The 23,201-nt window shown below is 38.5% G+C and carries 24 protein-coding genes; 17 read left to right on the top strand and 7 right to left on the bottom strand.

The genetic code is table 11. From position 1 onward, the window contains the following. Positions 1–43 precede the first annotated feature (43 nt). Entirely contained in the window at positions 44–2,065 is a 2,022-nt protein-coding gene (gene mrdA / locus ACZBKJ_RS07765; RefSeq protein WP_463200436.1) for a penicillin-binding protein 2, read from the bottom strand. Between the two features lie 283 nt (positions 2,066–2,348). Here mrdA and ACZBKJ_RS07760 point away from each other — a divergent pair, with 283 nt between their 5' ends. The 6 genes from ACZBKJ_RS07760 to adk all read left to right on the top strand — a co-directional run bounded on the left by ACZBKJ_RS07760 (position 2,349) and on the right by adk (position 8,868). Continuing rightward, positions 2,349–3,659: a hypothetical protein gene (locus tag ACZBKJ_RS07760; protein WP_463200491.1), complete on the top strand. Its 1,311-nt coding sequence runs from the start codon at positions 2,349–2,351 to the stop codon at positions 3,657–3,659. A gap of 61 nt (positions 3,660–3,720) precedes the next feature. Further along, complete coding sequence (locus ACZBKJ_RS07755; protein WP_463200435.1) at positions 3,721–5,733, top strand: heme lyase CcmF/NrfE family subunit; 2,013 nt, start codon at positions 3,721–3,723, stop codon at positions 5,731–5,733. After that, on the top strand, positions 5,730–6,317 hold the full coding sequence (locus ACZBKJ_RS07750; protein WP_463200434.1) for a DsbE family thiol:disulfide interchange protein: 588 nt from the start codon (positions 5,730–5,732) through the stop codon (positions 6,315–6,317). The genes ACZBKJ_RS07755 and ACZBKJ_RS07750 overlap by 4 nt, the downstream gene beginning before the upstream one ends. Positions 6,318–6,325: 8 nt before the next feature. Then, positions 6,326–6,814 carry a cytochrome c-type biogenesis protein gene (locus tag ACZBKJ_RS07745; RefSeq protein ID WP_463200433.1) on the top strand — a complete coding sequence of 163 codons (489 nt, stop codon included), beginning with the start codon at positions 6,326–6,328 and terminating at the stop codon, positions 6,812–6,814. After that, on the top strand, positions 6,814–8,076 hold the full coding sequence (gene ccmI / locus ACZBKJ_RS07740; protein WP_463200432.1) for a c-type cytochrome biogenesis protein CcmI: 1,263 nt from the start codon (positions 6,814–6,816) through the stop codon (positions 8,074–8,076). Before ACZBKJ_RS07745 ends, ccmI begins: the two co-directional genes overlap by 1 nt. Positions 8,077–8,211: 135 nt before the next feature. Continuing rightward, complete coding sequence (gene adk / locus ACZBKJ_RS07735) at positions 8,212–8,868, top strand: adenylate kinase (protein ID WP_463200490.1); 657 nt, start codon at positions 8,212–8,214, stop codon at positions 8,866–8,868. Between the two features lie 7 nt (positions 8,869–8,875). Here adk and ACZBKJ_RS07730 read toward each other — a convergent pair whose 3' ends face one another. The 3 genes from ACZBKJ_RS07730 to ACZBKJ_RS07720 are packed head-to-tail and all read right to left on the bottom strand — an operon-like array spanning position 8,876 to position 11,431. Beyond that, positions 8,876–10,888 (bottom strand): esterase/lipase family protein, encoded by a 2,013-nt coding sequence (locus ACZBKJ_RS07730; protein ID WP_463200431.1) that lies wholly within the window; start codon positions 10,886–10,888, stop codon positions 8,876–8,878. Beyond that, entirely contained in the window at positions 10,864–11,082 is a 219-nt protein-coding gene (locus ACZBKJ_RS07725) for a hypothetical protein (protein ID WP_463200430.1), read from the bottom strand. The genes ACZBKJ_RS07730 and ACZBKJ_RS07725 overlap by 25 nt, the downstream gene beginning before the upstream one ends. Positions 11,083–11,107: 25 nt before the next feature. Beyond that, the gene (locus ACZBKJ_RS07720) at positions 11,108–11,431 is read right to left on the bottom strand and encodes a hypothetical protein (RefSeq protein ID WP_463200429.1); all 324 of its coding nucleotides are present in this window, start codon (positions 11,429–11,431) and stop codon (positions 11,108–11,110) included. Positions 11,432–11,661: 230 nt separating this feature from the next. Here ACZBKJ_RS07720 and rplU point away from each other — a divergent pair, with 230 nt between their 5' ends. The 5 genes from rplU to hemE all read left to right on the top strand — a co-directional run bounded on the left by rplU (position 11,662) and on the right by hemE (position 15,949). Further along, a complete protein-coding gene (gene rplU / locus ACZBKJ_RS07715; RefSeq protein WP_463200428.1) occupies positions 11,662–11,973 on the top strand; it encodes a 50S ribosomal protein L21 in 312 nt (103 codons plus the stop codon). A gap of 51 nt (positions 11,974–12,024) precedes the next feature. Continuing rightward, positions 12,025–12,282 carry a 50S ribosomal protein L27 gene (gene rpmA / locus ACZBKJ_RS07710; RefSeq protein ID WP_463200427.1) on the top strand — a complete coding sequence of 86 codons (258 nt, stop codon included), beginning with the start codon at positions 12,025–12,027 and terminating at the stop codon, positions 12,280–12,282. A gap of 162 nt (positions 12,283–12,444) precedes the next feature. Beyond that, positions 12,445–13,656, top strand: a complete 1,212-nt coding sequence (cgtA, locus tag ACZBKJ_RS07705; protein ID WP_463200426.1) for an Obg family GTPase CgtA — start codon at positions 12,445–12,447, stop codon at positions 13,654–13,656. Positions 13,657–13,696: 40 nt separating this feature from the next. Beyond that, positions 13,697–14,812 carry a glutamate 5-kinase gene (gene proB, locus ACZBKJ_RS07700; protein WP_463200424.1) on the top strand — a complete coding sequence of 372 codons (1,116 nt, stop codon included), beginning with the start codon at positions 13,697–13,699 and terminating at the stop codon, positions 14,810–14,812. A 24-nt stretch (positions 14,813–14,836) separates the two neighbouring features. Then, positions 14,837–15,949, top strand: a complete 1,113-nt coding sequence (hemE, locus tag ACZBKJ_RS07695; RefSeq protein ID WP_463200423.1) for a uroporphyrinogen decarboxylase — start codon at positions 14,837–14,839, stop codon at positions 15,947–15,949. On the opposite strand, the gene ACZBKJ_RS07690 is transcribed toward hemE, so the two are convergent. The 3 genes from ACZBKJ_RS07690 to ACZBKJ_RS07680 are packed head-to-tail and all read right to left on the bottom strand — an operon-like array spanning position 15,946 to position 17,939. Beyond that, the gene (locus tag ACZBKJ_RS07690; RefSeq protein WP_463200422.1) at positions 15,946–16,797 is read right to left on the bottom strand and encodes an ATP-binding protein; all 852 of its coding nucleotides are present in this window, start codon (positions 16,795–16,797) and stop codon (positions 15,946–15,948) included. The two genes, hemE and ACZBKJ_RS07690, sit on opposite strands and share 4 nt — an antisense overlap. A 15-nt stretch (positions 16,798–16,812) precedes the next feature. After that, positions 16,813–17,529 carry an FFLEELY motif protein gene (locus tag ACZBKJ_RS07685; protein WP_463200421.1) on the bottom strand — a complete coding sequence of 239 codons (717 nt, stop codon included), beginning with the start codon at positions 17,527–17,529 and terminating at the stop codon, positions 16,813–16,815. A 38-nt stretch (positions 17,530–17,567) separates the two neighbouring features. Continuing rightward, complete coding sequence (locus ACZBKJ_RS07680) at positions 17,568–17,939, bottom strand: winged helix-turn-helix transcriptional regulator (RefSeq protein ID WP_463200420.1); 372 nt, start codon at positions 17,937–17,939, stop codon at positions 17,568–17,570. Between the two features lie 139 nt (positions 17,940–18,078). Here ACZBKJ_RS07680 and ACZBKJ_RS07675 point away from each other — a divergent pair, with 139 nt between their 5' ends. The 6 genes from ACZBKJ_RS07675 to ACZBKJ_RS07650 form a co-directional block, all read left to right on the top strand. After that, positions 18,079–18,738 carry an NAD(P)-dependent oxidoreductase gene (locus tag ACZBKJ_RS07675; protein WP_463200419.1) on the top strand — a complete coding sequence of 220 codons (660 nt, stop codon included), beginning with the start codon at positions 18,079–18,081 and terminating at the stop codon, positions 18,736–18,738. A 168-nt stretch (positions 18,739–18,906) separates the two neighbouring features. Further along, a complete protein-coding gene (locus ACZBKJ_RS07670) occupies positions 18,907–20,502 on the top strand; it encodes an inorganic phosphate transporter (protein ID WP_463200417.1) in 1,596 nt (531 codons plus the stop codon). A 37-nt stretch (positions 20,503–20,539) separates the two neighbouring features. Continuing rightward, the gene (locus ACZBKJ_RS07665) at positions 20,540–20,917 is read left to right on the top strand and encodes a cupin domain-containing protein (RefSeq protein WP_463200416.1); all 378 of its coding nucleotides are present in this window, start codon (positions 20,540–20,542) and stop codon (positions 20,915–20,917) included. Positions 20,918–20,956: 39 nt separating this feature from the next. Next, complete coding sequence (locus ACZBKJ_RS07660; protein WP_463200415.1) at positions 20,957–21,631, top strand: HAD family hydrolase; 675 nt, start codon at positions 20,957–20,959, stop codon at positions 21,629–21,631. Between the two features lie 37 nt (positions 21,632–21,668). After that, on the top strand, positions 21,669–22,763 hold the full coding sequence (gene prfB, locus ACZBKJ_RS07655) for a peptide chain release factor 2 (protein WP_463200414.1): 1,095 nt from the start codon (positions 21,669–21,671) through the stop codon (positions 22,761–22,763). Positions 22,764–23,015: 252 nt separating this feature from the next. Continuing rightward, on the top strand, positions 23,016–23,201 hold a 186-nt coding region (locus ACZBKJ_RS07650; RefSeq protein WP_463200413.1), incomplete at its 3' end, for a hypothetical protein.

The following is a 23,201-nucleotide window of genomic DNA, read 5'->3' as shown; positions in this document are numbered from 1 at the left end:
AATATATTATCAATAATAAGATGGATTTAGTCATAAAATCTTATCATTGATGTTCAGATTTGATTTTATCTTTAATGTGTTTATCTTTTTCCGATTTTTGCGTTTCTTTTAATTTTGCTTGCTCTTTGGCTTTTTCGTTAGCTTCTATTTTTGCTTGCAAATGAGCGTGTTTTTCAGCGCGAATTTTGGCATATTCTTCTTTACTTGGCGGTAAAATTGGATTTTTTTCCCGTTGTAATACCCAATAATCAAATAATGCCCGACCAATTGGCGCAGCAACCTTACTACCGCCACCACCATTTTCTACAATAACGGCTAGGGCGATTTGGGGGTCATCAACAGGAGCAAATCCTGTAAACCATGCATGGTCCCAGTGGCGTGAATCCAAAGCGGCTTTGTTGTAACTTTTGCCTTGAGCAATTGATTTGACCTGCGCTGTACCTGTCTTACCTGCAATGCGATAAACAGGCGTGTAGATGCCTTTGGCTGTACCACGTTTAACCGTGTCTTCCATTGCGGTATGCATTTTTAGCCAGTCTGATTCTGTGCCACTAAATTCAATAATTCCATCAGGTTTATCGATGATAGGAACCTCAGCTTCGCCTTTAGAATTTTTTAAAATGTGTGGAGTTAAATGTTTGCCTTTGATTGCTGTCATGGCGGTAGCATTGGCAACTTGCAATGGAGACGCCAAAAATGCTCCTTGCCCAATAGATACCGAAATGGTTTCGCCAGGCAACCAATCTTTTTTATAGGTTTTTTGCTTCCATTCAGGTGATGGCATGATGCCCGGTTTTTCGTTGGGTAAATCAATCCCTGTTTTTTTGCCAAAACCAAAACTGCTCATCCAATCATGCAATTTATCAATCCCTAAACGATAGGCATTTTTATAATAATAGGTATCCACCGACATGATGATGGATTTAGACATATCTACCGTCCCATGTCCGCCTTTTTTCCAGTCACGAAATTTATGACTGTCTCCAGGTAAACTAAAATATCCCGGGTCAAAAATTGTGTCATTCCACCCCATAATGCCATAATGCAAAAACCCCATGGATTCAAAAGGTTTGATGGTGGACGCTGGAGGATATAGACCCTGTAATGCCCGATTATACAAAGGCTGGTCAATATCATCACGTAAAGCTGAGTACATCTTTGATGGAATCCCTGAAACAAAGGGGTTGGGGTCGTAACTGGGATTTGAAACAAAAGCTAAAACATCACCATTTTTTGGGTCAAGTGCCACTACTGCACCACGTCTGCCTGCTAGCTGTTGTTGAGCAACGTATTGTAAGCCATAATCCAAACTAAGATACAAATCATTGCCTGCTACAGGCGCTTTTGTGTCCAAGCGTCGCAGTACTTCGCCATGAGCGTTAGCTTCCACAGATTGATAGCCTGGTTTACCTAGCAGCACTCGTTCGTATTGCTGTTCAATGCCAAGTTTTCCTATCAAATCTGTACCAGCATACAAATCTTTTCGGTCAGGGTCTGCTTTGATTTGTTTGGATTCTTTATCATTGATTCGCCCTACATAGCCAATAACATGGGCAAACAGTTCATCATGAGGATAGACACGAGTTAATTTAGTTTGAATACTTACGCCACGAAAAAAGGGCTTTCTTTCACTAAATTGAGCGATTTGCTCTTCATTTAGGTCAATTTTTATGGTGACCAAATCGTTTTTTGATTTATCAATACGTGCCAAAATGTCGGCGATTTCTTCATCACTTAAATCAAAAATTGGAGCTAAAAGTTTTAAAGTTTGTTCAGGGTTTTCTAGTTCATCAGGACTGATAACGGCGGTAAATACAGGCGTGTTATCTGCCAATAAAATACCATTACGATCATAGATATAGCCACGTGATGGCGGGTCAGAAATCAGTTTGATACGGTTATTTTCTGCATTGGTGCTGTATTTTTCATATTGGCTAATTTGTAAGTAACCATAACGACATGCCAATCCAAAAAGTCCCAATAATACAAAAATAGCAGCAAAAAGTGTACGTCTATGAAAAAGCGCCGTTGCTTGGTCGGAGTCATTGGTTAAAGGTTGGTTCATAAGGTTCTTACAAGTTTAAATCTGTTATGTGCTTAAATCTAAACAAATTAATAAAAATGGCTGATTTTATCATAGTTTTACAAACTTAGCTAATAAAAGGGATTTACCATAACTTTGCCATTTTAACATCAATTGTAACTAAAATGGTAACATTTGTTTTGTAATTTTTTAAGTTTAATCAACAAATAAGCCATAGGTGATATTTTATGGCAATGTTATGTTGTCGTACTTTTGCAGTAAATTTGTGGTAAAATTGCCAGTGTTTTTTTCCTGCCCTATCATTATGTTATCAGATTTGTGGCTTATACTTGCCAAGCACCCTGAATTTATTGCCATGTTGACAATTCCACCAGTTACTGCTTTTGTAACTTGGGTGCATGTTTGGATGGCTTTACAGATGCTGTTTTATCCCATTAAATTTTGGGGAATCAGCATTAAAGACATGCCCTTTGGTTTAAAAGGGCTTGGTTGGCAAGGCATTGTTCCTGCTAAAGCGGGCAAAATTTCTGGCGTGATTGTTGACCAAACATTATCCAAACTAGGCTCATTGGATGAATTTTTTCAGGCAATGGAACCTGAGGAGATGGCGGATTTTATCACCCAATCGGTGGATAAAAATTTGGAAAGTTTGATTGATGAAATTATGTTGGAAAAATATCCAAATTTATGGAGTCATTTACCGTATGCGATAAAACGGCGGATTTATGCACACGCCCATCACGAATTGCCCGCTATCATGAAAGCCTTGGTGCTGGATTTGACCTATCATGTGGAAGATTTGGTAGATATGCGTCAAATGATAGTTAAAAAAATGGAAAATGACCGCAAGCTAATGGTAGAAATGTTTTTACGGGTGGGTAAAAAAGAGATTAATTTTATCTGGAAAATCAGTGCGGTTATAGGTTTTGGCTTTGGTTTGGTGCAAATGGCAATTTTTTATTTTGTACCACAACATTGGACAGTGCCATTTTTTGCCGCAATTTGGGGAGCTTTGACCAATTGGATTGCGATATGGATGGTGTTTAACCCTGTTGAACCTCGTTATTTATGGTTTATTCGTCTGTTTCGTTACCAAGATAAAAAAATTTATCCCATGTTTCCCCATGTACATCGCTATGCGTGGCAGGGCGGTTTTATGAAACGCCAAGATGAAGTATCCAGTGTTTTTGCTGAAATTGTGGTAAACGAATTGGTTACTTTAGAAAACGTTATGTATGAGATGATGTATGGCATGCATTCATCCAAAACTCGAAAACTAACCAAAAAACATTTATATGAAATTTTGGAGTCGCCCATTGTTGCAACGACACTTCGGATGGGCATGGGTAATAAAGAATTAAGCGAGTTTAAGGACATTATCATTGAAAAATCCATTGATGCAACGATGGTGCCAATCCGCGACCCCAAATTAAACACGTCCAGAGCATCAAAAATTTTTGGATTGTTTGAAAGTCGTTTAAAAGCATTAACCCCTAAAGAGTTTCAAAATTTGTTGCGCCCTGCTTTTAAGGAAGATGAAATGACTTTAGTGGTTCTTGGGGCAATCACTGGGCTTTTGGCAGGCTGGGTGCATTTGGTGGCAGTGTTTTTTTAGATAATCAAATTTTACATAAACGATGATAATCAACTACGATTATCATCTGTTAGGATGGTATATGCTTATCACAGAACTTGGGTATTTTGCCTTACTTTTGGCGTTGGTGCTGGCAATATTGCAAGCGGTTTTTCCAACGCTTGGCGTGATTAAAAATCAAATCCAATGGCAACGCCTTGCTCCAAGTTTGGCGGGCGCTCAATTTTTTGCCATGATGGCAGCGTTTGGTGGGCTGGTAGCAGGATTTTTGTGTAATGATTTTAGCTTAATTTATGTAACATCCCATTCCAATAGCTTATTGCCCTGGTATTATAAATTATCTGCAACTTGGGGTGGTCATGAGGGTTCACTGCTTTTATGGATAACCATCTTATCAGCTTGGTGCATGCTTGTGTCAATATTTAGCCGAGCTCTACCGCTGGATATGCGCGCTCGGGTTTTGGCGATTTTGGGCATGGTGCAAACCATGATGCTTATTATGCTTATTTTTACATCAAGCCCGTTTGACCGCAGTCTGCCAAATTTACCTGTTGATGGCGTGGATTTAAATCCATTACTGCAAGACCCCGGATTGATTTTTCATCCACCAACCTTGTATATGGGTTATGTGGGGTTGGCAGTGCCGTTTGCATTTTGTATGGCGGCTTTATGGGCAGGTAGATTGGATGCAATATGGACACGCTGGAGCAGACCTTGGACGATTGCGGCTTGGGGATTTTTGACGCTGGGTATTGCTATTGGTTCTTGGTGGGCATATTATGAGCTTGGTTGGGGCGGCTGGTGGTTTTGGGACCCCGTAGAAAATGCGTCTTTGATGCCTTGGCTTGCTTGTACTGCACTTTTACATTCTTTAGCCGTTACTGAAAAAAGAGGCGTGTTTAAAGCTTGGACAATTATGCTAGCAATTTTTGGCTTTGCATTGAGTTTGTTGGGTACGTTTTTGGTGCGCTCTGGGGTGATTACTTCAGTGCATTCGTTTGCATCTGACCCAACTCGTGGGATTGCTATTTTGTCCATTTTAGCATTGGTGATTGGCGGTGGCTTGTTGATGTTTGCATTTCGTGGCTGGAAATTAACCACTGAAAGTTATTATCAATTAAAATCTCGAGAAACCATCTTGGTTGTTAATAATATGATTTTGTTGGTTGCAACGTTGGTGGTGCTTTTAGGCACTTTATATCCTATTATTGCTGACGCTTTTAAACTGGGTCAAGTCTCTGTTGGTCATCCTTATTTTAATGCTTTATTTGTGCCGGCAACTTGGATTTTACTTGCGTTTATGGGAGCTGGGGCAAATCTACGCTACAAATACGATAGCCGTCCATGGTTTAAGATGCTGCTTATCACCGCTGTTATCAGCTTAGTTTTTGGGGCGGTTTTGTGGTATGTGATTAATCTTTTGGGTGATAACATACCATTTTTTGGCTCTATTTACTTGACTGCGAGTCTTTGTGTGTGGGTACTTGCATTTATGTTTTTGGATTTTAAAGACAAAACTAAAAATGCTAAAAGTTTTGGCGATGGATTGCGTAAACTTTCACCAAGTTATTGGAGTATGCAAATTTCACATCTGGGCTTGCTGGTGGTGTGTTTAGGTGTGGCAGGCGTGAGTAATTTATCGGTAGAAAAAGACGTTGCGATGACTGTTGGTGATAAGACTCTTGTTCAAGGTTATGAATTTGACTTACAAGAATTTGAAACGATCAAAGCCAGCAATTATGATGCTACCCGAGCAACCATTGCCGTACATAAAAATAACCGCCTTTTAACAATATTGTATCCAGAAAAACGCAACTATGTAGTTAGTATGATGCCAATGACAGAAGTGGGTTTGCGACCAAGTTTGTTAAATGAAATTTATGTGGCGTTAGGCGAACCTATTGCTGATAACGATGGGCAAATTTCAGGTAAAACATGGGCGGTGCGTGTCTATGTCAAACCAATGGTGCGCTGGCTGTGGCTTGGAGCGTTAATCATGACTTTTGGTGGCATGATTGCCATGCTTGATAAACGTTATCGCATTGCAAAATTATCTAAAGCAAAATTAAACAAAGAACAAACAGGTAACCTATGACCAAAACTCAAAAACACCTTATGATTTTTATGCTGCCTTTTTTGGTGTTTGTGCTGATGGTGCTGATGTTTTTTAACCGCTTAGGGCAACAAAGCCAGGTTACCATTAATACAACAATGAACAGACCATTGCCAGCATTTGAGCTTCCCTTATTAAGCAATACACAACAAACATTAACTAAGGATGATTTACCTAAAACGCCTTTTTTGCTAAATGCGTGGGGTTCATGGTGTCCAACATGTAAGGTGGAACATCCGTTTTTGTTGCAACTAAAGGCACAAAATGTGCCAATTGTTGGCATCAATTATAAAGATGAACTGACGGATGCATTGTCATATTTGCAAACGTATCAAGACCCATTTTTGTATTCATTGCAGGATTTGGATGGACGTTATGGGCTGGATTTGGGGTTGACTGGCGCTCCCGAAACATTTGTATTGGATGCTCACGGTGTGGTTTATCAGCATTTAACGGGCGAGTTAAACGAACATAATTGGCAAAACCAAGTCAAGCCATGTATGGATGCACTTGCTGATGATGCCAAAGACCAAACAGCAAAAAATAAAGCGTGCCAAGGTTTGTAGGGGGTAAAATGCACAAGTTATTTGTGATGGTGGGTTTATGTTTATTGATTGGGGTAAATACAGTCCAAGCAGCAATTGAAATACATGATTTTAAAGATGCCAACGAAGAAGCTCGTTATAAAGCCTTAATTGAAGAGCTGCGTTGCCCAAAATGTCAAAATCAAAATTTGGCAAGTTCAGATGCGCCTATTGCTCAGGATTTAAAAAACCAAACTTATCAAATGATAAAAGACGGCAAAACTGACAGTCAAATTCGAGATTTTATGTTTGAACGTTATGGTGATTTTATTAGCTATAAACCACCAATGCGACCATCCACTTGGATTTTGTGGGTTTTTCCTCCCGTGTTTTTGGTGCTGTTATTGGTAGGCTGGATTTATAGAACCAAAAAAGCACAGTATCAAAATGCAGATAAAGAAATCAATACATTAGATGCCAACGAAGAACAAAAACTTGCCAAAATCCTAACAGATTACGGCAAAGACAAGGATAAATGATGACCCCAAGTATAATTTTGTTTTTTAGTGTTGCTGCTTTACTTTCGGTATTGCTTGCTTTGATGGTGATTCTTCCTTGGTTTAAAGCAAAAAAGGCCAATGATAATCAGCTTTTGGCGCTGAATGTTCAAGTATTTGAAACTCGCATTGCTGAATTATTGGCTGATAAGCAGGCGGGTAAGATTGATGATGTGGTTTTTGATGCTTATCAAGCTGAATTAAAACGTCAGCTGATTGCCGCTCAAACCTATCAACAAGGTTATCCGGCAGTATCTAAAAAAAGCCGTATCATTGTGATGGTTTGGATACCCATTCTGGCGATTTTGGCTTATTTAATGACCAGTGATAGAACTTCAGTATTTAAACTGTGGGCAGCTCAAGATACCGTTGGGCAAATTGCTGATGATTTATTGACGGGTAAGCTTGACACTCCGCCGGACTGGGCAAAAAAAGACAGCATTGCTTTGATTAGCGCCATGCAAACCAATGTTTATCAGCACGCTTACGACCCAAACCGCTGGATGCGTTTATCAGAATTATTTTTGGCGTTGGATGCTCAGCCTCAGGCAGTTGAAGCCTTGGCGCGAGCGTATCGACTAAATCCAACTGACAGCCAAATTGCCATGACCTATGCGCAAACCAGTTTTTTTGCTAATAATGGTATTTTGGACAATACCGCAAAAAACGCAGTTCTTGAAATCCTTAAAACCACTCCTGACCACGAAGGGGCGTTGATGATGATGGCAATGGGTGAAATGCGAGCGGGAAATTTAGATGCTGCCAAAGCGTGGATTGCCAGACTACGCACTCACGTCGCAAAAAAATCAGGTGATAGAAGTCAAGCTTTACAAAGTCTTGATGAACTAACTGCTAAGATAAATGAACAAGAACAAAAAATCAAACAAGGTGTTGTTATCAGTGTTTTTGTGGATAAATCGCTATTAGCAGAAATGCAAAAAACAGATACCTTGTTTGTTAGTATTTCTGATAGTCAAGGCGGAGCACCCTATGCGGTTAAAAAATTGTCTGCCAATGAATTGACTTCTGCAAAATTAAACGTTTCATTAAGTGATTTGGATGCCATGATGCCAGAACATACGTTGTCTGCTGCGCAAAATGCAGGCAAAGAACTGATTGTGCGTGCACATATCAGTAAGTCGGGCACCGCAGCAACCCAAAAAGGCGATTTATTAGCCAGTCCTATTGTACTTGGTAAAAAACAGCAAACTGCTGAACTCAATATCAATCAGGTGGTTCCATAAGATACTAAAATTAAACCAATGTTAAAACATAGCTTTAAAAAATGGTGAACATTTTAAAAAACTGCTTGAACATTATGCATGAGTCGTTTATAGTGAACAGCCTATAAAGACTTTTTAATCTGGAGAACAAAAATGATGCGAATTATTTTACTTGGACCACCCGGAGCTGGTAAAGGCACTCAAGCTCAATTAATCTCAAAAGAATTTGGCATTCCGCAAGTTTCTACAGGCGATATGTTGCGTGCAGCCATCAAGGCGGGCACAGAACTTGGCAAACAAGCTAAAAGCGTCATGGATAAAGGACAGCTGGTTTCAGATGAGCTCATCATCAATTTGGTCAAAGAGCGTATCGCGCAACCTGACTGTGCAAATGGTTGTATTTTTGACGGATTTCCCCGCACTATTGCCCAAGCTGAAGCGCTTTCAGCTGCCAATGTAAACATTGATTTTGTGGTAGAAATTAGCGTACCTGATGATGAAATTGTCAAACGCTTGTCTGGTCGTCGTAGCCATCCAGCATCTGGTCGGGTGTATCATGTTGTGTATAATCCACCAAAAGTAGAAGGACTTGATGATGAAACAGGCGAACCTTTGATTCAGCGTGATGATGACAAAGAAGAAACCATTAAAGACCGTTTAAAGGTTTACCATAATCAAACCGCTGCTTTAGTTGCTCACTATCAGGCGGTTGCTCAATCAGGTGAAAATGCGCCAACTTATCATCAGTTTGACGGTACCAAAGACATTAATGCAGTTAAAGAAGATATTTTTACGGTATTAAAATCTAAATAATAACGAGTTAATTACTGTTAGTTTCCCCCAAATTGTTTAAATGTTCGTGTAAGATTTTACGCAGTTCTTTAACGGTTTGGGGGTTTTCATGTAGGCTATGATTGCCTTTGAGGATAATTTCACGTACCGCACCATCTAAATGTGAACTTTTGTAAGGTACTATCCCATCTGATAAATTCGTCATGCGCATTTTTTCAAGCGTTGTTAAAGAATTTATGTCTTGATTTGTTGGGTTTAATGATTTTTTGGCGTGATTGCCCATAATATTGTAATAATGAACGTTTTTGTCAATTTCGATGTTTGCAGTCAGCTGCATAAATGCTGAGCGGTCAGACAGCTGACTGGCACCATTTTGCAGATATAATGCCGCAAAATTATCATGTTTCAGGGTTTTTTCGTCATCAGAACCCGCCATGGCAACAATGTTTTTAGTTAAACTGATGGGTAGGCGAATGATACGTCTTGCTAATAATGTAAACCAACGTTCAGCATAATCTGTACCGCGAAAGGGGCTGGAGATAAATACTGCCGTATCTACCTGAGGTAGAGATTGCAAAACAAAACGGTTATTTAATTCAATATGATAATTTTGTTTCAGTAGTTTTTGTGCCTGCTCAATCGTGGTTTGTGAGGGATGATTATTATTGGTAGAATTGCTACTGATATTTAGTGTGTCCAATTTCCCTAAAAGATTGTCATTTGATACCATCATTCTAGAAATTACCCCGCCCATACTATGCCCAATTAAGACGCTGTTTTTACTAGCAGGATTTTTGCCATCGGGGTCTGAAAAATGATACGCCGCTTCAATCAACGACTGTATTTGATAGCGGTTCTCTAACATGGGTAAATTGGTGGCATAAAAAATTTGCCAAACCTGGTAATGCTGACGTAAAACAGGGTCAGCAAGTAGATTGTTAGTTAAATTTAGCCAAGTCGCTGGACTTGATGCCAGACCATGCACCATAATAACCACCTTTTTATTTGGATTATAAGGTTCCAACATAAACAGTTCAGGCAGCATCATATCTTGTTTTTTTAGTATATTTGTAATGCCAGCTTGACTTAGATGATTTTCATCAAGCCATTGAGAATAGCCCGCCGAAAAATTGGCGGCTAGCGGATAATTTTTACCCAATATATCAATGTATTGATGTTGATAAGGGTTGAATAAATAAATATTAGTTTGATGACTATTTAAAACATCGTTTAAATTTTGACCAAATGGAATTGCCACTGCTGTTAAAAGTATGTTGCCCATAGAGTGAATGCGGCTTTTTAAATCGTCATAATCATAAACGGGGGTATGATTTTTAACATTTAAAACGTAACGATTTTCAAGCATGCCAACGTAGCCCACACCAATACCTTGTCGGGTGCTGGTGGTTTGAAGACTTTTCATGCGTTTATCATATGCTGAAATTAAATCCGATAAAGAGTTTTCTTGTTGTTGCAGTTTGTCTAATAAAAAAGCATCATTCTCCAGATATAAATTAATTGTATTTTCTGGTATTTGATAGCGACTAACTTGCAATTGACCGTATGGGTTTTGGTTTTTTACATCCCAGTTCTGACTTTTTATGGCAGTAACATAATCGGTATCTTTTTGTTTATAAATTTCATAAATTAATGAATTGATTGCTAAATGATATAAATCTTGGGTCTTGATATCATTTTCTTGAACAAAATCACTATCGGTATTTTTTCCAGTTAATTGGTCGTAAAATAAATAACCATAACTGTAATTTAATGTTTTAATTAATGCATGTTTATGATGGTTTAAACAAATATATTTTGCATTGTTCTTTAAATGAGTTTCATAAGTATGATTTAATGTGTTTTTATAATTTGAATGAATTGGTTCTCTATCCGTATATTTGCAGTCATCTTGTTTGATTAAATGGTCAGCATAAGCGTAATAAAGTTCACTTAATAATGCTAATTTATTTTTATCTACATTATCATCATCTGTCAAAAAAAGACCATTAACTTCCATTAAACAATCATGAAAGTTTGCCATGCATTGCTTTTGGTTAAGCCAGCGGACAATAAGATGGAAGCTGTGTTTAAGCTTACTTTATTAGAAGTGGAAATATTGGTGCGATTTTTACTGATGATTTCAGATTGCTCAGATTTATTTAATAATAGCGACTGACAACCAGACAAAACAAATAACAGTGATAAAATAACGGATAGGTAAATAAATTTAATCATATGATTAGTAGATTTTTATCAATAATTATAAATTATCTTCGTTGGATGGGTTGTTATAAAAATCATGTGCTTTATATAATAAAGCAAGTGCACTTGAATAGCAAAAAATACTAACCAAACATAAAATCATAAATCGAATGTAACTTTTATCTGTGCTGATGATAACAGCAAATGGATTGAATGAAGTGCCTTCTCCCCAAAATGACCAATTTGTCAATATTTGCAAAACAAAACCAAAAAATACCAACTTCCCTAATATTTGATTTGCCAAGTGGGGTTTTTTATGAATAACAATTAGCCCAGAGATAAAGACAATACTACTAATCAGTATTGAGATGATATATAGCATACTGTTTATCCGCATAAATTATCACAGTTTGTGGAGATATTATCATCAGCGATTTAATTATGCAATTTATCAAGGAATGTAATAAACAAATTTAATAAAAAATCAGCAAAAAATTACTTGTTTTTTTATCTTAATTATAGTAGAATCACGCCTTATTTTTCCTTGTCGTGTTCGTTATCAAGTGCTATCAAGGGATAGTCACGGCACTACAGGTACATTGGAGAGCATAAATGTACGCAGTAATCAAAAGTGGTGGCAAGCAACACCGCGTAACGGTTGGCGAAACTTTAAAAGTTGAGTTATTAAAGGCTGAAGTTGGTGCTTCTATCATTGTTGAAGAAGTATTGATGGTTGTTAATGGTAGCGAGATTAAAATTGGTGAGCCTGTTGTTGCTGGTGCCAATGTTGTTGCTGAAGTGGTTAGCCATGGTCGTGGTAAAAAAGTACGTATTGTAAAACATCGTCGTCGTAAACACTACCACAAAGAGCAAGGTCATCGTCAATGGTACACTGAGCTGAAAATCACCGCGATTAACGCTTAAACTACTTACACTTATTGATGTCTGTTTAGACATTTATTAGGAGACATTCTCATGGCACATAAAAAAGCCGCAGGTTCTACTCGTAACGGTCGTGATTCAAACCCAAAAATGCTTGGTGTAAAAGTATTTGGTGGTCAAGACGTAGTTGCAGGTAACATTATTGTTCGTCAGCGTGGTACTGAATTTCATGCAGGTGCTGGTGTAGGTATGGGTAGAGACCATACTCTATTTGCTTTGACTGAAGGCGTGGTAAAATTTGAAACCAAAGGTCAGTTCGGTCGCCGTTATGTATCGGTACTAGCCAAATAATATCAATAAGTTTTAATATTGATTTAAGCTCATTGTTTTTGACAGTGGGCTTTTTTGATGGAAGTTAGCCAGCAAAATAACTGAGCAAAAAATTCTAGACAATACAACTGAAAATCGATTAACTTATGATAAAATAAAAATTTTTAGAAATTTGAGAATGTCATGCGTTTTATTGATGAAGCGGTTATTAGCGTCAAAGCCGGTGATGGTGGTAATGGAATTGTCAGCTTTCGCCGAGAAAAATTTATCCCCAAAGGCGGTCCTGACGGTGGTGATGGCGGTAAGGGCGGTGATATTTATGTAATTGCTGATGATAATACCAATACACTGGTTGATTATCGTTACACCCGCAAGTTTGAAGCCAAACGTGGTGAAAATGGACGTTCTAAAAACTGTTCAGGTAAAGGTGCCGATGATATTTATCTACACGTGCCAGTTGGTACAACCATTATTGATACCGATACGGACACTGTGATTGGTGATTTAATCAAAGTTGGTCAAAAATTTCGCGTTGCCAAGGGTGGTGATGGTGGATTTGGTAATACACGATTTAAAACCAGCACTAACCAAGCCCCAAGAAAAGCCATCCCTGGATTTCCTGGTGAAGCTAAAAATTTAAAATTAGAGCTAAAAGTTGTTGCGGATGTGGGGCTTATTGGGCTGCCCAATGCTGGTAAATCCACGTTTATTCGTCAAGTGTCAGCGGCTCGTCCCAAAGTTGCTGATTATCCCTTTACAACACTTGTACCAAATCTTGGAGTGGTTGATGTGGGTACGCATCAATCGTTTGTAATGGCAGATATTCCTGGATTGATTGAAGGGGCGTCCGATGGCGCAGGGCTTGGCATTCGTTTTTTAAAACACGTTGCACGCACCAGACGACTTTTGCATATTGTTGATGTCAAACCAATTGACGGTTCAGACCCTGTAGATAACGCTAAAATCATTTTAAATGAATTAGCGAAATTTTCAACAGCATTATCAGAACTTCCACAAATTTTGGTATTAAATAAAATTGACCAACTCGATGATACTGAACGTTTACGCGTTTGTGATGAAATTGTTCAACATTTAGGTTGGCAAGGCAAAGTATTTTTAACTTCAACCATTTCTGGGTTTGGTTTGGATGAAGTTAAGTACTATTTGATGAATGAAATTGAGCAGGAACGTCAGCGTGAAGCGGAAGATGCTGATTTTGCTAACAATCAAGCATTGCGTTTTGCTAAATTGGAAGAAGAAGTTCGTCATAACAGTGAAATTCAAAAAGAAGCCTATCGTATGCGTCGCAAAGCCCAAAGAGAGGGGGTGGATTTGGACGATGATTATGATGATGACGATGATTATGATGTGGAAGTAGAATACGCTCCATATTAATCAGTATGATTAATTAAATTGTTGATAAAAATGGATGCATATGAAACAAAAAATCCATAGAATTGTTGTAAAAATTGGCTCATCGCTCCTAACCAATAACGGCAAGGGACTTGACCGTACCGCTATTTATGAATGGGCAAAACAGATTGCTGAAGTGCATAAACAAGGCGTGGAAGTTGTACTTGTGTCTAGTGGAGCAATTGCTGAAGGGGTAGTGCGTATGGGACTGGCTGAACGCCCCAAAAAATTGCCAGCATTGCAAGCGTGCGCATCCATTGGTCAAATGGGTCTGATTGAAACATGGTGGCAGGCTTTAATTCAAAGAGGTGTGCAATCATCACAAATTTTATTAACTCACGATGATCTTTCTCATCGTTCACGCTATTTAAACATTAGCCAAACAATGAATCAGCTCATTGCTTGGCGTGTTGTACCAGTGATTAATGAAAACGATTCAATTTCCTATGGTGAAATTAAGTTTGGAGATAATGACACCTTAGGAGCAATGGCGGCAACCATTCTTTCGGCGGATTTGTATATCATCTTGACGGACCAACAAGGTATTTTTACAGATAATCCTAGCAAAAATTGTGATGCCAAACTTATTAGCCAAGAACGTGCAATGGCGGATTATTTGTTTGATGTGGCTGGCGACGGTGGAAAATGGGGCAGTGGTGGCATGCTGACTAAGGTACGCGCTGCTAGATTGGCAGCAATGGCAAATTGTCCAACCATTATTGCTAGCGGCAAGGCAGAAAATGTCATCACGCGTTTGGTGGCAGGCGAGGCTATCGGCACTTATCTGGCTACTGATGAAAAAGACAAATTGATTGCCAAAAAACAATGGCTTGCCGCTCATGTTCGCATGTCAGGCACATTAATTATTGATGATGGGGCAAAACTAGCCATTTTAGATAATGGTAAATCATTATTGCCAGTTGGCGTGGTGGAGGTACAGGGCGATTTTGAGGCGGGCGATGTGGTAGAAATTATCAGCCAAGATAAAGTAAAAGTTGCTGTTGGTCAAGTTGCATTTTCAGCAAATGATGCCAAAAAAATTACCAAACAACACACACATGAGGTGCTAGCCATATTAAATCTTACCGATGCCAATAAGGCAATTATGGTGCATCGTGATGATATGGCGATTTTATAAATTAATGGACAAATAAGGTTGATTATGACAATAAATCCAAATTTCCCAGCTCTTAAAAATGACCGTTTATTGCGCGCATTAAATTTTTTACCTGTTGATACAACACCTGTTTGGATGATGCGACAAGCAGGTCGTTATTTACCAGAATACAAACAAACACGTGCTCAAGCAGGTGATTTTTTAAGTTTGTGTAAAAATACTGATTTTGCGACCGAAGTTACATTGCAGCCTTTACGCCGTTTTGAGCTTGATGCAGCGATTTTATTTAGTGATATTTTGACTATTCCTGATGCACTTGGTTTAGGTTTGTATTTTGAAGCAGGTGAGGGACCAAAATTTCACAAAACCATTCGTACTGAAACGGATATTGCTCATTTACCTAAAATTGATGTCGCCAATGAGCTTGATTATGTCATGCGTGCTGTTACTAGCATTCGCCATGCTCTTGCAGGTCAAGTGCCATTGTTTGGGTTTAGTGGCAGTGCATGGACTTTGGCAACCTATATGGTAGAAGGCGGTTCTAGTCGTGATTTTCGCCACATTAAGCAAATGATGTATACCACGCCAGAATTGCTGCATGTTTTATTGGCTAAAATTAGCGACGTGGTGGTTGATTATTTAGACGCTCAAGTCAAAGCGGGCGCTCAGGTACTGCAGATTTTTGACAGTTGGGGCGGGGCTTTAGCATATCAAGAATTTATTGAGTTTAGCCATAGATATAACCGTCAAATTATTGCCAAACTAAAAGTCAAACACCCAGATGTTCCGATTGTGATGTTTACAAAAGGTGGTGGTTTATGGTTGGATATTCAAGCTGATAGTACCGCTGATGCATTGGGTTTGGATTGGACAGTTAATTTAGCAAAAGCACGCACCACTTTAAAAGAGTGCCAACAATCTTTAAGTTTGCAATATAAAAAAGTTGTTCGCCCCAAAGCCATTCAAGGTAACTTAGACCCAATGCTACTGTTGGGTAGTACTGACGGTATCAAAAAAGCTACCCAAGCTATGTTGAAAGATGCTTATATGGGCGAAAAAACAGGCTATATTGCCAATTTAGGGCATGGCATTACTCAGTGGACAAATCCTGAGCATGCCAAAGTATTTATTGACACTGTGCATGAATTTCAAATCTAATCCATCAGCATTTGGCTACCAATCCAGTGGCGACTGAATTGGTAGGCAATTCGCCCAGAACGACCACCGCGCAAACTTGCCCATTTTAATGCTTCGTGTTTGGCGGCGTCATCTAAGCTGAGTTTGTTTTTATCTAAATAATGACGAACAATATTTAGATAAGTATCTTGATTCATGGGGTGAAACGATAGCCAAAGCCCAAAACGGTCAGATAAAGAAACCGTTTCATCGATGGTTTCATAGGGATTGACTTCACTGGTTTGACCATTATAAATGTTAAGATTGTCCTTCATCATTTGCGGCAGTAGATGTCTGCGATTGCTGGTGGCATACACTAAAAGACGTTCTTGTTCACTATCTAACGCCCCATCCAAAATGCTTTTTAAGGTGCGATAATTTTCATCTTCAACATTGAACGCCAAGTCATCACAAAATACTATATAGTGACAATTGTTATTGGTATTTTTGACAACTTGACGAATTTTATCCAAATGATATAAGTCATCTCGAGCCACTTCTATAACTCTCAAACCTTGGCTGTAAAATTTGGCTAATAACCCTCGTATAAGTGATGATTTCCCAGCTCCTCGACTACCGGTCATTAAAACATGATTGGCGGGCAGACCTTGTAAAAATTGCCGAGTATTTTGTATTAATTGCGCCTTTTGACCATCAATTCCATGTAAATCATCCAAAGTTAACGATAAATTTACATCAATTGGCAAAAGTGACCCATGACGCCCACCACTCCAGCGATATGCCAGTATTTCCTTATCTAAATAAATTGTCTGCTTAGTGCGGTCTTTTAAAAATTGTGTCGCCAGTTCAATCAGTTCAGCAGAAATCATAACATATCCTTTTTATCAATTGGTTTGGTAAATTTTATCAATAGTCATCAATTCAATCTTAGTATAACTGTCGGTAAAATCACTGATTTTTTTTATTCGCTTGATAGCATTTAGTCCATCGTGAATAAAGTCATACAAAGGTTGATAGCCGTGTTCATAAGCGGTATTTTTGGCAAAATCAAATGCTTTTTGCACCAAAAAAGAATTAAAGTAGTGATATGATTGTTTGCAGACGTATTCAATATTTTGAGTTTGGGCAATACGTTCTTGTTTTTGGTGAGCCAGAGGATAGGCTTTAGTGATTAAATTCCAATCAATGCCGGTGTCTTGATACATTTGATAAAGTGTGGGGTTATTTAAGATAACTTTTGCCAGCACCAAATCCAGCTCCACTGCCATAACAGCCGCCTTTACCCCCAAAACTCCAGTTGCCAATACATTTTGTGGAATTAATTTTTTTAAGCGACCTGAACCATCTTGGGCTTTTTGACCTGCGGTCAATAATTGATTGGCAACCACATCAAACGCATCATCACTGTAAATACGATGAACAAGATAATCGGCTAAAGCGGCTGTTTGGGGATTAGTAAATAACTGGTTATGAGATTTTCGAATTCGCTGTTTTTGCCAGGTTTGTATGTCTTGTAGTACATGGGCAAGTTTGGCATCTTGATGGTGTGGCAAGGTTTTGTAATGGGTTAAAGTATCAACCAGTGTTTGGACGTGCGGCATAAGTTTCCCTAATGTAAGTCTATCAAATCAGTTATTAGTCAATGAGTGGAATGTTGCAAAATATCATTTAAATTAATTTCCAACCAATCCACCAAATCTGCAATTTTTTGGCTAGCTTCTTTTCCGTATTTACTTAAATGATAATCCACATGAGGCGGCACGGTATGGTGAGAGGTACGAATGACCATACCATCTTTTTCCAAATTTTTTAATGTCTGGGCAAGCATACGTTCGCTTATTCCATCAACTTGACGACGAATTTCACTAAATCTTAATGTTTTATTATACAGCACTAACATCACCAAAACCCCCCAGCGACTGGTTAGATGCTCTAAAATTTTACGAGAAGGACAAAGCGATGCCAAAACATTACCGCGTTGAAAGTTTTTTAAAAATAAATCATTATTCATATCAATCACTTATAAATTTTTTTCAATGCTTACTTTTATGTAAGTACTTACAAAAAATAATTTAAAAATCTATAATACAATTCATCAAACAAAAAAGCAATGCGTTTGGTAATTAAACTAACTTTAATGAGGAAAAACGATGGCAAATTTTGCAGTAATTGGGGCGACAGGTTATGTAGGTCATGCGGTAGTTAATGAGTTGCTCAATCGCGGTCATAAGGTAACCGCCTTTGCTCGCGGCGCTGATAAAATCCCAGCACAAGACAATTTAACAGCAATAAGTGTTGATGTTACAACTAAAGAGTTTGCTCAACATTTGGTAGGTTTTGATGCGGTGGTCAGTGCCTTTAATGCAGGTTGGACAAACCCTAATATTGGTCAAGATTTTACCAATGGAGCAAATGCCATTGTCAAGAATGCTAAAAAAGCCAATGTTGCTTATCTTTTGGTTGTTGGTGGAGCAGGTAGTTTGTATGTGGCAGATGGCGTTCAATTGATTGATACGCCTGTTTTCCCAAAAGAAATTTATGATGGTGCCAATGCTGCTCGCAATTTATTAGCTGATTTAAAAACTCAAACAGATGTTAATTGGGCATTTATTTCTCCGCCAGTAGCTTTAGGGATGACAGGTAATTATAGCGAGGAACGCACAGGTCAATATCGTTTGGGCGATAATACGCTTTTAATGGCGGGCGATAATCCAGCGGGTATTAGTGTGGCGGATTTAGCGATTGCCATTGCTGATGACCTTGAAAATAAAGCCCATTTACACCAGCATTTTACAGTTGCTGCTGTTTAAACTAATTGTCTAAATTCAAATAATAAGACCCAATATATTTATTGGGCTTTATTGTTTATTGGTAGGATAAAATAAAAATAGCTGATTGATGGCTTAGAAAGATTTGGCAAATATGTTACAATATGGAAAGTTATTTTAAATAAAATTTTGCATTTACTTGGCGGATTTATGACGAATTCATCAGCAAAACAACAAACCCCTATGATGGCAAATCTTTTTTTTGCCTTACTGATGACAGGGATGTGTATTTATTTTTTATGGTGGGGATTGGATTACACCCATTATAATCAAGTTATGTTATTTTTGGTGGCGAGTTTTTTTGGGATTTTTATGGCATTTAACATCGGAGGAAACGATGTTGCCAACTCTTTTGGGACTTCCGTTGGGGCAGGAACTTTAACCGTAACGCAGGCTTTAGCGGTTGCTGCAATTTTTGAAGTATCGGGCGCGGTTTTGGCAGGTGGTGCGGTAACTGACACCATTCGTAGTGGCATTGTGGATATTGGCGAGCTGCACGTCTCACCAAACCAGTTTATTTATTTGATGTTATCAGCGCTGGTTGCAGCAGCGTTTTGGCTTTTATTTGCCACCAAAAAAGGTTTGCCAGTTTCTACGACACATGCCATTATTGGAGGAATTGTTGGCTCTTCAATAGTGCTTGGGGTTCATGTTGGTGGTGCAGGTTTTGCTTTTTCTACTGTAAAGTGGGCAAAGATTGGTGAGATTGCCATGTCTTGGGTTATCTCTCCACTACTTGGGGGGATTTTTTCTTACTTTTTATATGGACTGATTAAACGGCATATTTTGGCTTATAATGACAGTATGGAAGTTGAAGTAAAAGCATTAAAAGCCGAAAAAAAAGCATTAAAACGCAAACAAAAAGAATATTTTGAACACCTATCCGAAGACGAAAAAATCCACTATACCGCAGCTTTACTGCGAGACCAAGAAATGTATAAAGATTCAGACGTTGTTGCTGAAGATTTAGAAACTAATTACTATAAAGAGTTACATTCTATAGAAGAAAAACGCGATGGCATAGACACCCTAAAAGCTCTAAAAACTTGGGTGCCGTTTATTGCAGCTTTAGGCGCAGTGATTATGACGGCAATGGTGGTATTTAAGGGCTTGGCTCATACAGGGCTGAATCTTTCTACACTACATGCAGGCTTAACCATGGGTATGATTGGAGCGATGGTGTGGCTGACCGCATTTATTTATACCAAAACCATACGTGGTAAACATAAAGAAGATTTGGGAAAAGCAACGTTTATTATGTTTAGTTGGATGCAGGTATTTACAGCCTGTGCTTTTGCTTTTAGTCATGGCTCAAATGACATTGCTAACGCTGTAGGTCCATTTGTGGCGATTATGGATGTGATAAAGGACAACATGATTGCTGATCAAACCGTAGTGCCTGCACCTGTGATGGTAACTTTTGGGGTGTCACTGATTGTTGGTTTGTGGTTTATTGGCAAAGAAGTCATTCAAACCGTTGGTACCAATCTAACAGAAATGCACCCTGCATCAGGTTTTGCAGCTGAGCTTGCTGCGGCAACCGTGGTTATGGGTGCATCCAGTCTTGGCATTCCAGTTTCTAGCACTCATATTTTGGTGGGAGCGGTGTTGGGTATTGGTATGGTCAATAAAAACACCAACTGGAAACTTATGCGTCCAATCGCTTTGGCTTGGGTGGTAACATTGCCTGCTGCCGCGCTCATTAGTGCATTATCCTTTATTGGACTTTCAGCAGTTTTTCATTAATTTACTTTTGTCAGTTTAGCTGATGGTGGGTGCATTTATGAATATTCCAGATGTGATTGATGTATCATCGTTTTTACAAAAAAATCCCAACGGCGCTATTCGCACGGTGATTTATCAGACAAATAAAGATTTAACCAATAAAACCCAAAGTAGCAATGTAGTGCTGTGGCAAATCCCCAAAAATCACAGTTTACCTGCTCACAAACACCCAAACGGTCAAGATACGTGGTTGATTGTATCAGGCTGCGCAAAACTGATTGATGATAAAGACAGTCAAAGAATTGTGCAAGCAGGCGAGATTGTAGTCATTGATGCCAATCAAAAACATGGCATTTATAACTTTAGTAATGATGATTTGATTTTATTATCCATCGTTGATATAAATGCTGGTTTTGTACCTTTAAATAACAAATAAAGAAATCAAACAACCATCAGTCAAAAAAATAGGAATAATATGGCAAATTTGGCGTTATTTGATTTGGATATGACGCTATTAAATGTGGATAGCGACCACAGTTGGGGCGAGTTTTTATGCCAAAATGATTTGGTGGATAAAGATTATTACAAACAAATGAATGATAAATTTTATCAAGATTATATCGCAGGCGTGCTTGATGCCACAGAATATAACGAATTTGTTGCTAAATTTTTAAAAACCAAATCATTGTCTGAGCTTGCCATCTATCAGCAAAACTATTTAGAAGCTTGGATAAAACCCAATATGCGTCCTTTAGGTTTAAAACAAATCAACAGCCACAAACAAAACGGCGATACTGTGGTGATTATTAGTGCCACCAATGATTTTGTGGTGTTGCCGATTGCCAAATTGTTTGGGGTGGATAATCGACATACCATTGCCACACGTCTTGAAGTAACTGATAGGGGTTATACAGGAAAAGTATTGGGACAGCCTAATTTTAAAGATGGTAAGATTTTCCATCTTAAAAATTTCATTCAAAAAAAACAAAATGCAGGCGTGGTTTTTGATAAACTAATTGCTTATTCAGATTCTAAAAATGACATACCACTTTTAACCTACGCTGATGTGGCTGTATGTGTTAATCCCGATAAAACATTAAAGGCTCATGCGATAGAAAACGGCTGGCAAGTGGCGGATTGGGCAATTTAATGTTTAAATTTTAAAAAATTATTTAAGAGAGTTTTTTGTGGAAATTGCAACTTATACTGAACAAATCAAAGATTTACATAATCGCGGTGAAGAATTATACCGTTATCTGGATGTAGAAACTAAAAAAGAACGTTTAGAAGAAGTTAATCTAGAGTTGGAAAATCCAGAGATTTGGAATAATCCTGAACTTGCCACCAAAATCAGTAAAGAAAAATCGGTTTTGGATGGTATTATTGATACAATTAATAATTTAAATACCAAATTAGATGATGCTGCTGCAATGCTTGAGCTAGCGCAAGAAGCCAATGATGAAAGTTTACTTGTGGATGTACAGACTGAACTGGATGCTGCGGCTGCCCAAGTTGCTGATTTGGAATTTAAACGCATGTTTAGTGGCGAAATGGATGCAAATAATTGTTATTTGGATATCCAAGCTGGCTCTGGTGGTACGGAAGCTCAGGATTGGTCGCAAATGCTTTTAAGAATGTATTTGCGTTGGTGTGAATCGCATGGCTTTAAAGCTGAAGTAATGGAAGTTTCAGAAGGTTCGGTTGCTGGCATTAAATCGGCAACCATTGCTGTCAAAGGTGATTACGCTTTTGGTTGGCTACGTACTGAAATTGGCGTTCATAGACTGGTGCGAAAATCTCCTTTTGATAGTAATAATGGACGACACACCTCGTTTGCGGCGGTATTTGTATCGCCCGAGATTGATGATAATGTTCAAATTGACATTAACCCTGCAGATTTAAGAATTGATACTTATCGCTCTAGTGGTGCAGGCGGTCAGCATGTTAATACTACAGATAGTGCTGTGCGAATTACGCACCAGCCTACGGGTGTGGTGGTGGCGTGTCAAAATGAACGCAGCCAGCACGCTAATAAAGACACTGCTATGAAAATGCTTCGTGCTAAACTTTATGAACTGGAAATGCAAAAACGCATGGAAAAGCAACAAGCCTTAGAAGAAAGTAAATCAGATATTGGCTGGGGCTCACAAATTCGTTCTTATGTACTTGATGATTCAAGAATTAAAGATTTGCGCACAGGTGTAGAAAATTCAAATACTCAAGCGGTGCTTGATGGTGATTTGGATAGATTTATTGTGGCAAGTTTAAAAGCAGGGCTTTGATGGGCTAAAGTGTAACATTGGTAATCAAAAATGTCATATTTTGTAAATTTATCTAAAATTAGTGTAATTCATACTTGCCTTTTGTTGAGAATTGCGTAAGAATATGAATGTACTGTTTATATCACACTATCTATTTAGTCTTTCTATAAATAATTAGTGTATATAAGTGCACTTAAAATCTCAGGGGGGGGGTACACTCTTTGTCAAATGTACTCTCCCCACCCTAAAATCTAACCATTTTAGGGAGTTTCTATGCTGTTTTCTAATATTTGTAAAGTTGGTACATTAACCGCATTGGCTTTAGCAATTGCTGCTTGTGGTAGTAATTCGCCAGATACACCAACGAACAACCCAACCACCATTCCCACCAAACCAGCTGATAAAGCCAAAGCAGAAGCCGACGCAAAAGCTGAAGCTGAGAAAAAAGCCCAAGCTGAA

The organism is Moraxella sp. I5G (genome assembly GCF_055193055.1).
Note: the sequence above shows the minus strand (reverse complement) of the source record. Positions and strands in the feature narration are given on the sequence as shown.

Bases quoted from the DNA above. Each gene is read 5' to 3' on its own strand.
- mrdA (WP_463200436.1), bottom strand. From the start codon at position 2,065: ATGAACCAACCTTTAACCAATGACTCCGACCAAGCAACGGCGCTTTTT.
- ACZBKJ_RS07760 (WP_463200491.1), top strand. From the start codon at position 2,349: ATGTTATCAGATTTGTGGCTTATACTTGCCAAGCACCCTGAATTTATT.
- ACZBKJ_RS07755 (WP_463200435.1), top strand. From the start codon at position 3,721: ATGCTTATCACAGAACTTGGGTATTTTGCCTTACTTTTGGCGTTGGTG.
- ACZBKJ_RS07750 (WP_463200434.1), top strand. From the start codon at position 5,730: ATGACCAAAACTCAAAAACACCTTATGATTTTTATGCTGCCTTTTTTG.
- ACZBKJ_RS07745 (WP_463200433.1), top strand. From the start codon at position 6,326: ATGCACAAGTTATTTGTGATGGTGGGTTTATGTTTATTGATTGGGGTA.
- ccmI (WP_463200432.1), top strand. From the start codon at position 6,814: ATGACCCCAAGTATAATTTTGTTTTTTAGTGTTGCTGCTTTACTTTCG.
- adk (WP_463200490.1), top strand. From the start codon at position 8,212: ATGCGAATTATTTTACTTGGACCACCCGGAGCTGGTAAAGGCACTCAA.
- ACZBKJ_RS07730 (WP_463200431.1), bottom strand. From the start codon at position 10,888: ATGGCAAACTTTCATGATTGTTTAATGGAAGTTAATGGTCTTTTTTTG.
- ACZBKJ_RS07725 (WP_463200430.1), bottom strand. From the start codon at position 11,082: ATGATTAAATTTATTTACCTATCCGTTATTTTATCACTGTTATTTGTT.
- ACZBKJ_RS07720 (WP_463200429.1), bottom strand. From the start codon at position 11,431: ATGCTATATATCATCTCAATACTGATTAGTAGTATTGTCTTTATCTCT.
- rplU (WP_463200428.1), top strand. From the start codon at position 11,662: ATGTACGCAGTAATCAAAAGTGGTGGCAAGCAACACCGCGTAACGGTT.
- rpmA (WP_463200427.1), top strand. From the start codon at position 12,025: ATGGCACATAAAAAAGCCGCAGGTTCTACTCGTAACGGTCGTGATTCA.
- cgtA (WP_463200426.1), top strand. From the start codon at position 12,445: ATGCGTTTTATTGATGAAGCGGTTATTAGCGTCAAAGCCGGTGATGGT.
- proB (WP_463200424.1), top strand. From the start codon at position 13,697: ATGAAACAAAAAATCCATAGAATTGTTGTAAAAATTGGCTCATCGCTC.
- hemE (WP_463200423.1), top strand. From the start codon at position 14,837: ATGACAATAAATCCAAATTTCCCAGCTCTTAAAAATGACCGTTTATTG.
- ACZBKJ_RS07690 (WP_463200422.1), bottom strand. From the start codon at position 16,797: ATGATTTCTGCTGAACTGATTGAACTGGCGACACAATTTTTAAAAGAC.
- ACZBKJ_RS07685 (WP_463200421.1), bottom strand. From the start codon at position 17,529: ATGCCGCACGTCCAAACACTGGTTGATACTTTAACCCATTACAAAACC.
- ACZBKJ_RS07680 (WP_463200420.1), bottom strand. From the start codon at position 17,939: ATGAATAATGATTTATTTTTAAAAAACTTTCAACGCGGTAATGTTTTG.
- ACZBKJ_RS07675 (WP_463200419.1), top strand. From the start codon at position 18,079: ATGGCAAATTTTGCAGTAATTGGGGCGACAGGTTATGTAGGTCATGCG.
- ACZBKJ_RS07670 (WP_463200417.1), top strand. From the start codon at position 18,907: ATGACGAATTCATCAGCAAAACAACAAACCCCTATGATGGCAAATCTT.
- ACZBKJ_RS07665 (WP_463200416.1), top strand. From the start codon at position 20,540: ATGAATATTCCAGATGTGATTGATGTATCATCGTTTTTACAAAAAAAT.
- ACZBKJ_RS07660 (WP_463200415.1), top strand. From the start codon at position 20,957: ATGGCAAATTTGGCGTTATTTGATTTGGATATGACGCTATTAAATGTG.